General features: G+C 39.5%; 10 protein-coding genes. 6 read left to right on the top strand and 4 right to left on the bottom strand.

Annotated features, from left to right (window positions below; all coding sequences use genetic code 11):
* Nucleotides 1-5 precede the first annotated feature (5 nt).
* From MRY86_RS09605 to MRY86_RS09590, 4 genes are read right to left on the bottom strand one after another with little or no spacing between them, the layout of a single operon-like run.
* Entirely contained in the window at nt 6-7,685 is a 7,680-nt protein-coding gene (locus tag MRY86_RS09605) for a calcium-binding protein (RefSeq protein ID WP_293566844.1), read from the bottom strand.
* Nucleotides 7,682-8,524 carry a DUF2927 domain-containing protein gene (locus MRY86_RS09600; protein ID WP_293566845.1) on the bottom strand — a complete coding sequence of 281 codons (843 nt, stop codon included), beginning with the start codon at nt 8,522-8,524 and terminating at the stop codon, nt 7,682-7,684. The genes MRY86_RS09605 and MRY86_RS09600 overlap by 4 nt, the downstream gene beginning before the upstream one ends.
* On the bottom strand, nt 8,524-9,441 hold the full coding sequence (locus tag MRY86_RS09595; RefSeq protein ID WP_293571391.1) for a DUF2927 domain-containing protein: 918 nt from the start codon (nt 9,439-9,441) through the stop codon (nt 8,524-8,526). Before MRY86_RS09595 ends, MRY86_RS09600 begins: the two co-directional genes overlap by 1 nt.
* Entirely contained in the window at nt 9,389-10,432 is a 1,044-nt protein-coding gene (locus tag MRY86_RS09590; protein WP_293571389.1) for a replication initiator protein A, read from the bottom strand. The genes MRY86_RS09595 and MRY86_RS09590 overlap by 53 nt, the downstream gene beginning before the upstream one ends.
* Nucleotides 10,433-11,150: 718 nt before the next feature.
* On the opposite strand from MRY86_RS09590, the gene MRY86_RS09585 reads away from it, so the two are divergent.
* The 6 genes from MRY86_RS09585 to MRY86_RS09560 all read left to right on the top strand — a co-directional run bounded on the left by MRY86_RS09585 (nt 11,151) and on the right by MRY86_RS09560 (nt 14,676).
* Nucleotides 11,151-11,801 (top strand): ParA family protein, encoded by a 651-nt coding sequence (locus MRY86_RS09585; RefSeq protein WP_293571387.1) that lies wholly within the window; start codon nt 11,151-11,153, stop codon nt 11,799-11,801.
* On the top strand, nt 11,794-12,093 hold the full coding sequence (locus tag MRY86_RS09580; protein ID WP_293571385.1) for a hypothetical protein: 300 nt from the start codon (nt 11,794-11,796) through the stop codon (nt 12,091-12,093). Before MRY86_RS09585 ends, MRY86_RS09580 begins: the two co-directional genes overlap by 8 nt.
* A gap of 46 nt (nt 12,094-12,139) precedes the next feature.
* Entirely contained in the window at nt 12,140-13,135 is a 996-nt protein-coding gene (locus MRY86_RS09575; RefSeq protein WP_293571383.1) for a toprim domain-containing protein, read from the top strand.
* Nucleotides 13,136-13,343: 208 nt separating this feature from the next.
* Entirely contained in the window at nt 13,344-13,712 is a 369-nt protein-coding gene (locus MRY86_RS09570; RefSeq protein ID WP_293571382.1) for a DUF6876 family protein, read from the top strand.
* Between the two features lie 12 nt (nt 13,713-13,724).
* Entirely contained in the window at nt 13,725-14,237 is a 513-nt protein-coding gene (locus MRY86_RS09565; protein ID WP_293571380.1) for a hypothetical protein, read from the top strand.
* Nucleotides 14,238-14,316: 79 nt separating this feature from the next.
* Nucleotides 14,317-14,676: a single-stranded DNA-binding protein gene (locus MRY86_RS09560; protein WP_293571378.1), complete on the top strand. Its 360-nt coding sequence runs from the start codon at nt 14,317-14,319 to the stop codon at nt 14,674-14,676.
* The last annotated feature ends 167 nt before the right edge of the window (nt 14,677-14,843 follow it).

The following is a 14,843-nucleotide window of genomic DNA, read 5'->3' as shown; positions in this document are numbered from 1 at the left end:
TGATCCTAACTAAAAATGAAGTCGTTATCATTTAAAGAATGAAGACCATCTACTCTGAAGATGAAGTCAGAGCCTGCATCTGCAAAATAAGTGTTTAATGTGTCTTGAGTAATTGTCAGGTCAGATATGCTGGTAAATGTAAAAGCTGATAGGTCTATAAGATCATTTCCTTGCTCGAAGTCTTCAATCCTGTCTTGTTCTACACCTGTTGAATGAGTTAAATCACTAAATACAAATATATCATTGCCAATATCTCCAAATAGGTAATCTCTTCCAGCTTCACCATTTATTATATCATTACCCTCAGCGCCATATATTGTATCATCTCCCCCGCCCCCTCTAATTTCATCATCACCATCAAGGCCATAAATAACATTACTTAAGGAATCACCTTGAATTACATCATCATGCCCCGACCCGTAAACGCTTTCAATATTAGTGAATGCGTCTTGATCTCCATTATTGTTTGAAGCAATTCCAGTTGTCATATCTATATCTACTGCAACAGATGAATAATGATAAGAAAGCCTATCAATACCATTACCACCATCGATGTTATTACCTGTTAAGTTGCTATAGATTAGATCATTATCATCACCAGAGTTGATGGTATTAGAGCCAGCATAATGAGAATAAATAGTATCATGGCCAGCACCTGAATTTACAAGATCGTCACCAGCATAGGTATAAATTCTGTTATTGTCGGAATTTCCAGTAATTATATCTCCGTCATCTGAAGCATAGACCCTTTCAATACTAGTGAAAGTATCTTGAGTCCAAGTTCCAGCTATGCCATCAACAGTTCCATTAACCATATCTATATTAACACCACCAGAAGTGTAATAATAAGAGATTCTGTCATCGCCGTCATCACCGTTAAGCGTATCACCGTCAAGCCCTCCGTATAAAGTGTCATCCCCCGCACCGCCATTCAATATATCAGCGCCAGCGTAATGAGCGTAGAGAAGGTCATTCCCCGCACCGCCATTCAATATATCAGCGCCGGAATTTGCATAAAGCCTGTTATCACCAGCATCGCCGGTTAGAACATCATCATAAGCAGAACCATATATACGCTCAATGTTAGTGATTATATCACCTTCAGCTTCACCACCAAAGCCAAGACCAGTGGTTAAATTAACATTTACACCCGCTGTTGAATCTTGATAGCGCGCAGCATCCGATAGACCGTCACCTCCATCTATAACATCAGCACCCTCACCGCCAGAAATATAATCATAGCCGCTTCCGCCAGTTATCTGATCATCCCCAGAGCCACCATTTAAAACATTACTTCCTGCACCGCCGTAAATGATGTCATTGCCAGAGCCGCCTTCAATTTCATCATTACCTATATAACCATCGATGATGTCTGCTCCATCTGAGCCAATAATATCATCATCTCCTTCGCCACCTAGAACTCTTTCAACGTTTGTGATAAAATCTAACCCTATAGAAGAGCCATTTGCAATATTATTTGATAGATCTATAGTCAGATTATCTGTCGATGAATAATAGCTGACAGTATCTTCACCAGCACCTCCATCAATAACATCATTACCCAAATCACCATAGATAAGGTCGTCACCATCTTCACCGAAAATGTAATCACTTCCATTGCCACTATAAATTAAATCATCTCCAGCACCTCCATAAAGTGAATCATTACCATCCTGGCCATGCAATTTATCAATACCACCACCGGCATTTATTATGTCATCACCATCATAACCATAAAATCTACTATCCTGATCATCTCCGGTTATTTGATCACCATGATTACTCGCATAAATTTGCTCTATGTTACTGAATGTGTCTTGATCTCCATTATTGTTTGAAGCAACTCCTGTTACCATATTAACAATTACAGCAACGGAAGAGTACCAATAAGAAAGCCTGTCAAAACCATCGCCACCATCGATGTTATTACCTGTCAAGTTACTATAGATAAAATCATCATCATCACCTGAGTTAATAATACTAGCCCCAGCATAATGAGAATAGATGGTATCATGACCGGCACCAGTATTTACAAGGTCGTCACCAGCATATGTATAAATTCTGTTATTGTCGGAATTTCCAGTAATTATATCACCTCCATTTGAGGCGTAAACCCTTTCAATACTAGTGAAAATATCTTGTACCCAAGTTCCTGTTATGCCATCAACAGTTCCATTAACCATATCTATATTAACACCACTAGAAATGTAGTAATAAGAGATTCTATCATCTCCATCACCGCCATTGAGTATATCACCGTCAAGCCCTCCATACATAGTATCAATACCATCACCGCCATTTAATATATCAGCACCCGTATAATGACCGTATAATAAATCATTCCCTGCTTCACCGTTTAATATGTCATTACCAGAATTTGCATAAAGCCTGTTATCACCAGCATCGCCGGTTAGGACATCATCAAATGCAGAACCATATATACGCTCAATATTAGTAATAACATCACCTTCAGCTTCACCACCAAAGCCAAGCCCAGTGGTTAAATTAACATTTACACCCGCTGTTGAATCTTGATAGCGCACGGCATCAGATAGACCATCCCCACCATCTATAACATCAGCACCCTCACCACCAGAGATATAATCGTAGCCCGCTCCTCCATAGATGAAGTCATTACCAGCATTACCATCAATAACATCATCGCCTACACCACCATAAAGATGATCTTCATCTTCTACACCATAAAGCTTGTCATTGCCTGATTCACCATAGAGCCAATCAATACCTTCATTACCGTATAGAGTGTCATTACCACCTTGGCCGTAAATAACATCCATGCCTTCACCGCCATAAGCATCATCATCGCCTCCACCAGCATAGATAATATCGTCACCTGCGCCACCGATTATTAAGTCAGCCCCATCTCCAGCATCTATCCAGTCCGCACCGTCACCACCATCTATATAGTCATCACCGTCACCACCGAAAATAGCGTCATCTCCAGAACCTCCTATTAGTTCGTCATTTCCATCTCCGCCGAAGATGATGTCATCATCATCGCCTCCATCAACAATGTCATTATCACCGCCGCCAAATAGCCAATCATCACCTGCGCCACCATTAATAGTATCGTCACCGTCACCACCAAACAACGCATCATCTCCAGATTGACCATTGATAGTTTCATTCCACCATGAGCCTACTAGGTGGTCAGAGCCACTTTGCTGTATATAGTCTTTGCCAAACTGAACATTTGTTACTGTGGCTTCAGCTTTACGGGCATACGGATCATATGCATATATATAGTGCTCGCTAGTACTTCCATCAGAGAGCTGAACGTAATTCACAGGAATGAATGGATCGCTATAATATTCCTCAGTTCCATGATTACTACCTTGAGAGTCATCAACTAAAACTCCACCAACAAACTGATTATCAATAAAAAAGTCTTTAATCTCAAAATTGTTATAAGTACTTCTTAAACCAAAATATGTCCAAACTTGAGCATCCATAGATCCAACCTCACCATCTACTATTTCATCATATTCAGTAGGATCAAAACTGCTTGCAGTAGTACTAGTATAAATCCCATCCAAAAGGGTGTAGCTAATTATATCTGGATTGCTTGGATCAAGTGTATCGCTTTGCTGTAACCTATAAACCTTATAATGTCCGCCAAATTTCCCTCTGGAACGCTTAAATTCAGTTATCTCACTGCCATTATAATATTCAGTTTCAAACTCATCCCTAAGAGCCTCCTCATATGCTGTTTCGGAAAGATTTCGTAAGAATGCATTATTCCAGAACTGCTCTTGCACCTGTAGATTCACATCAATATCTGTTTCTCTTAGGTCTATATCAGCTTTTGTTGTTTGGTTTGCATCCGTACTGCTAGTAAACGTTCCAACTCCCGTGCCGCCATCATATGTGACCGCTGATAGATCAATAAACTTATCCGTATCAAACTCAATCCTCTCTATACTATCCGCCCCAGTAGCAAAATGCCCCGCGATAGTCGCTATAGTCACCGCATTGAAAGATATTAGCAGATTATCACCATCCTTTGTAAGGCCAAGGTTTGATTCATTCGTAGAGTCCAACCCTTCAATATAAACCCTATCATTAACACCTTCCACATCCGTAATCGTGTCATTACCTAAAACCCCACTATCATCCGCCTGCAAAACGTAAACATCACTTCCCGCAGCCCCAGTCAGAGTGTCCGTGCCGAGCCCGCCGATCAATATATCATCGCCTTCACCACCATCCAGATCATCGTCACCTTCCTGACCCCACAGATAGTCATTATCCAAACCACCCAAGATCACGTCATTGCCTGTTCCGCCGCCGAGATCATCATCACCTAAATCACCCTGCAAATAATCATCGCCACTATCACCATAAATCAGATCAGCCCCATTGCCGCCCTGCAATATGTCAATACCTTCACCACCGTTGATATAATCGTCACCAGCATCACCCATCATCGTGTCATTGCCAGAATCACCAAACAGCTTATCATTGCCTGCGCCAGCCGTGATAGAATCATTGCCCAGATTACCAAGAATTAGATCATCACCATCACCGCCATCCAGCAGATCGTCACCATATCCACCGTCAATCATATCATCACCGGCATCACCCTGCACAACATCATCCCCGCCAGATGCGAGTATAGTGTCTCTCTCCAAACCGCCTAAAATAGCATCCGCACCCGAACCACCATGGATAAAGTCCTGACCGTCTCCACCAAGGATAGTATCTTCCCCCGCATCACCGAAGATTATGTCATCACCATCACCGCCTTGGATAACATCATCACCCTCAGCGCCGATTAAATGATCATTCCCCGCATCACCGGAAATCTGCTCATCCCCTTCCTTACCTTCAATATAATCATTCCCATCCCCACCAGACATTATATCGCCTGTATTATCTCCTACTAGGATATCTGCGCCAGAGCCACCGATTACATAATCAAACTGACTGCCGTTACTTTGCATTAATATGGTCGAACCGCTAGAGTTTGTAGCCACAAGAGCCTCCACAGTTGTTGTGCCACCCATCCCATCATCAACTTCTATATCTTGTACTTGGTAAATGCTATTAAGCAGCTGCCCTTTATCTCCAAACTCTCCAGCATAAAACTTCTTGCCACTGTAGATGGATGAAAATATCTCATTAGCAGCTAACGCCACAACAATTCCAATTCCTGCTAATGCAGCACCACCAGCAATTATTGCAGAGGTTGCAACAGTACTCCCACCTCCAAAACCTAAGCTCGCACCAACAGCTCCAGCCAATGCTGAACTTGAAGCAAATCCAAGTCCTCCACTAGCAGCAATCGCTGTACCAATAGAAGCTGTTGCGTACGCAGTACCAAAAGCCATACCGACAGAGGTCGCTGTAGCTCCCCAGTCTTGGTCAAAACCATCATTTATTAGAGAGGTTCCCAGCACAGAAAGAGCACTCGCAACACCTAAACTACCAGAAGCTCCCAGAGAAGTTTCCCAGTTGCTGGCAACAAAATTTTGAACAACCGCTCCAAGAATAATACTTGAACCAGAGTTCACATAATCCGTACTATCCCAGCCTGATGAATCGAGCGCGAATTGTGCAGCCATAGCACCAAAGACGCTAGCCATTTGATTAGCTAACTGAATGCTTTCCGATAAATCATCCGCAAGCCCAAGCTCTTGTAACACACCAACAAAATCATCATTGTCAGTTATATTTTGGAGAGCGTCATTAATTTGCTGCTGGGTAGCATTAGGGTCTTGTAGCAAATTATTTAGAGTATTCATCTCAGTAGATAAAATCCCCTCAGCAACTGTTTGACCCAAGCCGCCAATTGCAACTTCAATCGTAAAATATTTTAATGCATCATCAGCATCTAAATTTCCATTTGCTATATCTAGACCATATTTCTCAAAGAAATTGGTCATGGAATCAAAAATGTTATACGTATCAAAAGTATTCTGTAAATAGTTACCAACCTGATTGTTGATAAAGGTAGTGACCGTTTCACCTGCCGAAGTTATAGATTGAAGGACATCGCTTATGAGGTAAGTATTTCCATCGATGGAAGTAGTTTCTCCTTCCGGTACATAGCTGAAAGAACCACCTCCCTCTCTTATCACAGCCCCGCTGGAATAATGCGCGCCACCTTTTAGTTCTCCAATCGCATCTTCCTCATCTAATGCAAAACCATAAAAGGTTTGCTCGTTTGCTCCATCTATAACAGTTGCCTTCTCAGGCAAATATTCAGGCTTTAAAGGAACTTCAGAAAGTGCAACCCCTGCTGTCTGACTGCTCCCAGATATATCAATATCTAAGTCCATCAAGCTTGTATATGCATTAGGAGCTACATAAGATGGGTTGTCAGCATCAAGGTTAATCTTTAGAGAATAGGTCGCGTCATTATCAGCTGGCGTTATATCCCATTGTTCTCCATCGTAGAAGGTGTACATATAGAAACCGTTGCCAGCATCGACAGCAGTTTGTTTGCCAGCTATATAGTTATTCGCAGCTCTGTTAATTAAATCTGCTGATGAAATACCTAAATCTTCAGCAACGGCTTCAAGAGTTTCTGACGATACCAATACTTGCTCAACTAGATTCCCATTTTCATCTGGCATTAAAATCTTTGTTCCACTAGATGCCGGAATTTCATTTCCATTCTCATCAACAATCCCTCCTTGAATCACTTCAAGAAGTGACGTTCCAGTAGGTTCTGTATAGGTATTTAATTGCGCTCCCACCGGGGCAGGTCTTAAAACTATACTATCATTTATATAGTCAGCGGAAGTAACAGAGGGGGCAAGATTCGGCTGTTCAGCTAAAAAGTCATCCCACCCTTCTATAACCTCTTGATGAGCTCTTGCCATTGACCAACCAAAATCCTCCATACCTGATTCAATAGCAGTTCTATATTCCTGCATTGTAATGGCATACTGACCAGAAACCATATCACTCAGCGTTGGGTCAGAGCTAAGAGCAGTGAAGGTATCGTAAGTCCATGTGGCAAAATTACTTGGTATTTGCCCTGGTAAAGCATCAAAATATTCAGCTGCAAGACCAATAACATCAATATTAGTAGCAACCTTTTCTATCTTAAATCCAATCCCGTCTAAGTCAGTATTATTGTCAATAACTCCTAATAGGCCTGCTGATGAAGAGCCATCTTCATTTTGAGCAAAATTCAACTCACCAGCAATTTTATTTAAATCTATTTTGCCAGAAAGCTTGATGTTTTCATTGTTTAACCCTGTAGTTCCCGTAAAACTCAATAGATCACCAATTTTAAATGATGTTGATACATTACCGTCTTGGTCTAGTATAGCTCCTGCGGAGATTACTTTTTGATTAGCTTTTGAAACTAACTGATATTCCCCTGTAGAAGCATTGAATTGAACTTCTGAAATATCATTTGAAAATTTAAAAACTGTTGTAACATTAAAGCCTGTCTCAGAGTTATAAGAAAAACTTGCATCAACATATGCCTGATCAATTTCTGACCACAATTCTGCCTCATTCCAGTTGCTTCTTAGAGTTACGACATATGTGTCATTAGTCACTGAACCCTTATTCTCAATGCTTATATTTTCTATGCCAAACTGCTGAATTGCATTTAAATAACTTTGCTCTTGTGAAAAGCTCTCAGCATTTTCATATCCTGTTCCTAAAACTGCCTTAATTTCTTCTGTTATGTTTTGATTGGTCATTGAGAGTCTCCATAGTTGGTTAGTTTATCTTGATAAATTTGTGGGAATATTTCTTGAACTTCGTTAATATTCATTCCAGCTTTGATTCTATCGTCGTATAGTACCTCGAATAAAAGCCAGTCTAGTTTTGTCATTTTGATGATTGCTCCATCATTGAATGCTGAAAATTGAAAGCCATTTATGTCATTCATTAGCCCTAGTGATTGAACTAACTCTTCTTCAAGGCAAGCTTCAAAAATATTTGTATTTAGGAAGATGAAACCGTACCCGATTTGGTTTTTATCAAATAAAAAGACTTTACCAAAACATTGTGCATTTGTATTGTAGAAGGTGTTCACTAATTTATTCCATATCGTACCCGTTTCATCAATTGACAACAAATCTTTAGAGAATAAAAATTTTACATCTTTATTTGGTTGGCTTGATACGAATAAATAAAATTCAGGATTTGAAGGCTCATTTGCGAAAAGAATTTTGAAAGGCACCAAATCCTCAATCTTATTTAGAAAGGTTTTAACTAATCTATAATGATATTCTGAAATATCTGTCATTAGAAGTATCTCTAAATTTTCTTCTCTTTTGTTTATCAATTTAGAATGAAAGACTTTATCCTCTTCCAATTCAGTTCCAAAAGCAATCCCTTCAAAAGCATACCAAACGCAAGCCTCTTCATTAATGCACTCTTCAACCGTGGTAGCCTTGTAGCCACCTTTTTCTCTGTGTTCAGCTTCTAATACTTTCCTCTCTTCAAGATTTTTTTTAGCCTGATAAGACTGGTAAAATGGATATAATGCCCATGCCAGTCCAATTATAATTAATGCTATTATGGCTTTCTTCATTAAGTTTCTAAGCCTCCATAGTTGGTTAGTTTATCTTGATAAATTTGTGGGAATATTTCTTGAACTTCGTTAATATTCATTCCAGCTTTGATTCTATCGTCGTATAGTATCTCGAATAAAAGCCAGTCTAGTTTTGTCATTTTGATGATTGCTCCATCATTGAATGCGGAAAATTGAAAGCCGTTTATGTCATTCATTAGTCCCAGTGATTGGGTGATCTCTTCTTCAGTACATTCTTTGAAGAAATTATAATTCAAGAATATTAATCCTGCACTAATAACACTTGTATCCTCATTAAAAAAGCTGTTTGCAAAGCATATTCCCTCCCTATCCTTTAGAGTAGATATTATTTTATTGTAGAGATAGTCGTTGTCATAAATTTCGTGCAATTCGTTTTTAAGATACCCATGTATATCCTTAAATGGGTCATGTGAAGAATATATAATATAGTCACCTTTCCCTTGATAGATGGCTGATACTTTAAATTGAGTAAGATTGTTTATTTTTGTAAGGTGATCTTTTAGATATTCTAGTTGCTCCTTTGTCAAATCAGCATCAATCAAAAATTCAGTGTCTTCTGTTCGTTTTTTTATAGTTTCACCGGCGTTTTTCAAGTTATTTCCGTCTCCATAAATTTCAGCCCCCAAAGCAATCCCTTTAAAAGCATACCAAACGCAAGCCTCCTCATTAATACACTCTTCAACCGTGGTAGCCTTGTAGCCACCTCTTTCTCTGTGTTCAGCTTCTAATTCTTTCCTCTCCTCAATATTTTGTTTAGCCTGATAAGACTGATAAAACGGGTGTAATGTCCAGAGAAGCGCGATAACTGTAATTACTATAATAACTTTTTTCATTACCTCATACCTACTTAGGCCTTTCAGCAACCTTCTTTTTAATAAAATTGATGAAAGCTCCATTGGCGTTATCAGGTTTAAATCCTTTCAGAAGCTGCATTGAGAACTGAGAATGCAATTCATCAAAGCTCCATCCTGTTCCAGCTACTTCAGTTATTCGCCTCCCCTGCTCTATTGTCTTTCTGCTGATTGCCGGAACCTCTTCAATGTTTACGAAATCCTGCCTCAATGAGAAGTTTACTATATCATTGTTACTAAGGAATATTGTATAATCCGGCAGATGATTCGTCTTTTCTATCTGTTTAATGAAATATCGGAATTTTGGCAAAGAAGAAGTTGAGCCAGTTTTGTCTTTTAGCTTATCTAAGCTTATCTTCCATTCTTCACTTTTCCCACAATGCTTTCTGGCAATCTCATAAACCCTGCGTTCTAAGGGTTTAGCAAGTCGAAAATAGTCTCTGTTTATTGTCAGGACTTCTTTTCCTAATATTGAATTATAGAACCAGTCAGAAAGAGTGATTTCCAACCTGATCATTCTGTTCTTTACCTTGCTACTCTCAATAATTTCATAGCTTTCTATTAAACCAAAAGCCCTGGTAACTTCTCTCTTGTTTGTCTTAATATTAGTCTTGATACTTGCTCCTCTAAGCCTATCCAGAGCATTCCTCAACAGCTCATACCCTTTCCCATTTGTTGGTCTGTTAGTAGCTACCAGTAAATCGTGACTAGATATCCTCAATGTCTTTGGAGGTATATTCCCTTGGTTGATCTGATCCATCAAAAGAGAACCACAATACAGCAATACATCTTTGTCGAATATTGTAGGCAACCCATATGTACTTGGAGCTATGGTCACGCTTACATTGTCCTTCTTATACTCTAGCTTTCTTAGGTCTATTTTTTTAGATAATGAGAATAAGGGATGTTCCATAGAAGCTAAGTCGTCTTTGAAAGGTAGATTATCGAATATATCCGCTATGAAAAAATCTTTAGTCGGGTGTCTATCTGGCAGTAGAGATAGGTTTTCAGGAGTTTGTAGCACTTTATTAGTCATTCTATATCTTCGGAACTTCAGGAATGAACCTAGCCATTATCTAACCTATTAGCAAGGAGTTTTTTCGGAACTTCAGGAATTCTTTCTGAAAATGGCTGTCTAATTACTATACAAATACTATTTACTACTGCTTTTTAATAACTAAAAGACGTACGGAACTTCAGGAATACACGTTCGGAATATTAGGAATAGACGTACGGAACTTCAGGAATACACGTTCGGAATATTAGGAATAGACGTACGGAACTTCAGGAATGCCCTCTTCTCTCAAAAGTACAGATTTCCAAAATTTCAGGAGGTTTACAAGCTACATAACACTACACTAACTTAATAAATAACACTATTTAACACTAGACAATATTGAATTCGCTAACGCGAATAAATTATACTATTGCTATTGAAAGTAAAAAAGAGAGATTTTTCGAGCTAGTGCACTATGGGAATATATCGTGCTTTCTTTCTCTCTTTTTAAGCAGATAGCAAGATTTCTTTTTTTAACGATTTAAAGATTGGTGTTTAGCAAGAAAAAGAGAAAACCAGTTTTCTTTATATCGCTATTTCGTGCTAAGTAGAAAAATATATAGCACGATAACTTGCTAACGTGATTTATTTACATCGGTCTAGCACGATAACTTGTTTTCCATATATCTTGGTTGCGTTTTTTCTTTCTTTCTCCCCTCTCTGAACCTTAGAATAAGGTGAACTAATCGGAGAAGAAATGAAAATAGGAATTCTTTCGCAAAAGGGAGGTGTCGGAAAATCAACTCTCACCAGAGCATTGGCAGTAGAATACGCAAGAAACAAGTGGGAAGTGAAGATAGCGGACATGGATCTTAAGCAATCCACTTCAACCACATGGAACAGAAAAAGAATGGATAATAATTTTAGACCAAAAATCTCAGTTGAACCATTTTCTTCTGTTCAAGATGCACTAAAAAATCAAGAGAGCTATGACCTGATAATTTTTGATGGGGCAGGGCAGGCAGATATTCAAACGCTCGAAATAGCAAAGGTCTGCGATTACATAATTTTGCCTACCGGAGTTACCGCTGATGATCTTGAGCCGCAAGTTAAACTTGCACACGAACTAAAAAAGAAAGGTATAGCCAGGGAAAGAATAGGAATATGTTTGAGTAGAGTAGGGAGTAGTAAAAATGAACTGGAAGCTGCTCAGGAATATATTGAAGCAACAGGCTATACATTCCTAGGAATGATTATGGAAAAGACTTCTATCGGACAATGTTCTGATACAGGCTTGGCTGCAAATGAGACTAAATATGATTCAATAAACGCAGTCGTAGATAAGCTCATACAAAATATATATGACAGAATTCAAAAACTTGAAGAAGCGGAGGTGAAATATGGCTAATCTAAAAAAACCAAGCAAATCTATGATGAGGAAAGGGTTGCCACCCAAAGAAGATGAAGCCAGTAACAATCTGGCGGAAGTTGTCACTAACGAGAAAACTAAGGAAAAACCAAATACTCAGCTTACAAAAGTTGTGAAAGAGGAGATACGCCCGCTTAACTTCAAAGTTCCCAATTCATTCAGGAAAAGATTTAAGAATTATGCTGTAAACAACGACGTAACTATGTCTGAATTATTGGTTAAGTGCTTTGAGCATTATGAAACCAATTTAAAAAAACAAGAAAGCCGTTAATCGTGCTAGCACGATAACAAGATTTCTTTATTATGATAATTGACTCATGTCTGAAGTATTTAGCTATAATGCACAATGGGCAAAAGAGAATATTTCTCTGCCAGAACTCCTAAGTGTGTTTGGGCATGAGCCTGTTAAAATCACCAAAAGCGGGCATGAATATTGGTATAATTCACCATTCAGATATGAAAAAGAACCAAGCTTTCATACCTCTTATCTAGGAGGTAAATGGATATGGAACGATTTTGGAAGAGGGGATGTGAAAGGCAATGGTAACGTGATCGGATTCCTTAAATTACATGAAAATGTATCTGTGAGTGAATCTCTAAATATTTTGAGAAATCTATTTCCTCACAGAGGACAGCCTATCTCATGGAATAAAGTAAAAAAACTACCGCTGTTTGAAAATATGTCATTAGCGGGGCAGGGTGCTCCCAGCCAAAAGGATCAAGGGAGCTTAAAAATAGAGAGTACTACTGAAAAAATTTGGGATAAAGCCCTAATCGGCTACTTAGCAGGAGAGCGTTGTATCAATCACAAACTAGCCCTGCCATATTTGGCATGTATAAAATATACCAATGCACAGACTGGTAAATCATACCAGACTCTTGGTTTTGCTAATGAGTCGGGCGATTATGAGTGCCGCGACAAGTATTTCAAAGGAATATTAAAAGCACAAGATGCACATGATAGAAATACAGCAAAAGACATCAGCTTTATTCCTGGGTCAAAGGGTGATGAGGTAGCCGTCTTTGAAGGCTTTATGGACTTTTTGACGGTACTGACCATCAAAAATATCCCTGTACTTCCTGTTGATGTTGTAGTGCTCAATATGGTGAATATGAGACGGAGAGCTATGGATTTTATCCGTTCTCAGAATTACCAAGCTATATACACGTTTTTCGACAATGATAGTGCAGGGGAGAAAACGACCAAGCTATTTCAGGATGAGCTTGGAGATGTTGTTAAACCACAGAATCATCTATACCAAGGCTATAAGGATTATAACCAGCACTGGCAGGAACAGCAGAAAGCTTCTTAATTTTTCTTTTCAATAGCATCATAAATTTCTTCTAAGGATTTCACCCTCGCGCCTAGCAATAAAAATAGGTTGCGACCGTGTTGCCCGGACGGGCTGCCCGCACCACTCTCACCGATTTTTCTTTGTAGTTGCTACCCCATCCTCGCCGGAAGGCAGAAGGGTAAAGCGAGACAGCTATAACCCTTTAATAACAACTAAGTGGAAGAAAATGGAAAAGAAGGATGCAAATAAACTCAAATTAGGCCTAAAGGAATTTACAGGAACGGAGCAATACTATTTTAACCCGTTATTTCCTGAGCATAAATATACGGACGGGGTGAAGTATTTAGCAGAACAGGCAAGTGCTTATTGGCTTATCGACTTCATTTTTGGCTATTGCGAAATTCCAGCTTTGGACGGAGAGTCTTTCCAAGTGTGGAAGCTAATTGTAAAGGAAGATAATTCCGCCTTGATAAAGGTAGAAGACGGGAATGACAACCTGCTCAAAAGCTTCAAAATCCCGTTTACGGATTTTCCATTGGAGCAAATAGACCTTTGGCTAATTGACCAAGTGCTGATTTTACCAAGTGAATACTAAGAGGGAATGCCCATGACTGTAGAAGAATTTGAAAAACATCTAAAAGCAGAGGGCGGATATTACTACCGCCCCAACATCACCGTCCATTATTATGACAATAAGGAAACTGGCGAGGGCGGTTTCTGTGGAAACTATAAAGGAGAAGAAACGGAAGATTTCGATAGCCTTCAGGCTTTGATGGATGCCCATGACTGGGTAGAAATCCCTAATAGCTTGGATGATGAATCTTGGCCAATGTGCAGAAAGCTCCCTGAAAAGTATGAGTACGGAATATGGTGGGAAGGTATCGACATCGAAATAACCTATAAACCCAAATGGGTTGCGCTATATGACCATATTGAGGTGAGGGCAAGGCAACCCCTTCCGATTACAGAAACAGGCTACAGGAGCATCTTTCTGACCGAAACAGAAATAACAGAAGCAGGAGGTGCGGTCGAACTGGTGAAGTATCTACTGGAAAAGGACGCAGACTCAACTGACTGGCAGCAATACAAAGAAGAGAGCAGGCAGGAAACCTTATTCTAAATACTGCGGGCTTAAAAGTTTTCCTTGCCCGATGCCAAGGGCAGGGTATTTTATCAACTCTAATTAAAGGAGAATAATTATGGCATATAACAACACAGTAAAACTCATCGGTAACCTAGGAGCGGAAGCTAAAATCATCGAAGGAGAGAATAAAACCTTTGCAGCCTTACGTCTAGCCACTACTGATACCTATAAGGATAAGGAAACGGAAGAGTGGAAAGACAAAGCCACTATTTGGCATGATGTCATTGTATTCAGTCCTGCGCTGATAGAGGAGGTCAAATCTTACAAGAAAGGAGCAAGACTGGAAATTGACGGCAGTATTTCTTATCGTGAATTTTTGGTAGGCATAGACGGGAAAGAAGTGACCAAAAGGGAAGCTTCTGTACTTGCATATAAAATACAGCAAGCACCACTTGTAAAAAAGGACGCTGCATAAAATCGGTTTGAGGGTTCCTCTACGAGAAGCCCTCAAACACTAGATTTCAGCTCTTCCGTAGCTTCTCAATATAGCTGTATTTTTCCTGTATTCGAGTGTGCATTTGGTGTATTCCTGACTGTATTCGGTGTACAAAATTGCGCCGCAGGAACATCGGTGCTGCTCCT

The organism is Phaeodactylibacter sp., from assembly GCF_022763345.1.
Classification (GTDB): Bacteria; Bacteroidota; Bacteroidia; order Chitinophagales; family Saprospiraceae; genus Phaeodactylibacter.
Note: the sequence above shows the minus strand (reverse complement) of the source record. Positions and strands in the feature narration are given on the sequence as shown.

Bases quoted from the DNA above. Each gene is read 5' to 3' on its own strand.
- MRY86_RS09605 (WP_293566844.1), bottom strand. From the start codon at position 7,685: ATGACCAATCAAAACATAACAGAAGAAATTAAGGCAGTTTTAGGAACA.
- MRY86_RS09600 (WP_293566845.1), bottom strand. From the start codon at position 8,524: ATGAAGAAAGCCATAATAGCATTAATTATAATTGGACTGGCATGGGCA.
- MRY86_RS09595 (WP_293571391.1), bottom strand. From the start codon at position 9,441: ATGGAGCTTTCATCAATTTTATTAAAAAGAAGGTTGCTGAAAGGCCTA.
- MRY86_RS09590 (WP_293571389.1), bottom strand. From the start codon at position 10,432: ATGACTAATAAAGTGCTACAAACTCCTGAAAACCTATCTCTACTGCCA.
- MRY86_RS09585 (WP_293571387.1), top strand. From the start codon at position 11,151: ATGAAAATAGGAATTCTTTCGCAAAAGGGAGGTGTCGGAAAATCAACT.
- MRY86_RS09580 (WP_293571385.1), top strand. From the start codon at position 11,794: ATGGCTAATCTAAAAAAACCAAGCAAATCTATGATGAGGAAAGGGTTG.
- MRY86_RS09575 (WP_293571383.1), top strand. From the start codon at position 12,140: ATGTCTGAAGTATTTAGCTATAATGCACAATGGGCAAAAGAGAATATT.
- MRY86_RS09570 (WP_293571382.1), top strand. From the start codon at position 13,344: ATGGAAAAGAAGGATGCAAATAAACTCAAATTAGGCCTAAAGGAATTT.
- MRY86_RS09565 (WP_293571380.1), top strand. From the start codon at position 13,725: ATGACTGTAGAAGAATTTGAAAAACATCTAAAAGCAGAGGGCGGATAT.
- MRY86_RS09560 (WP_293571378.1), top strand. From the start codon at position 14,317: ATGGCATATAACAACACAGTAAAACTCATCGGTAACCTAGGAGCGGAA.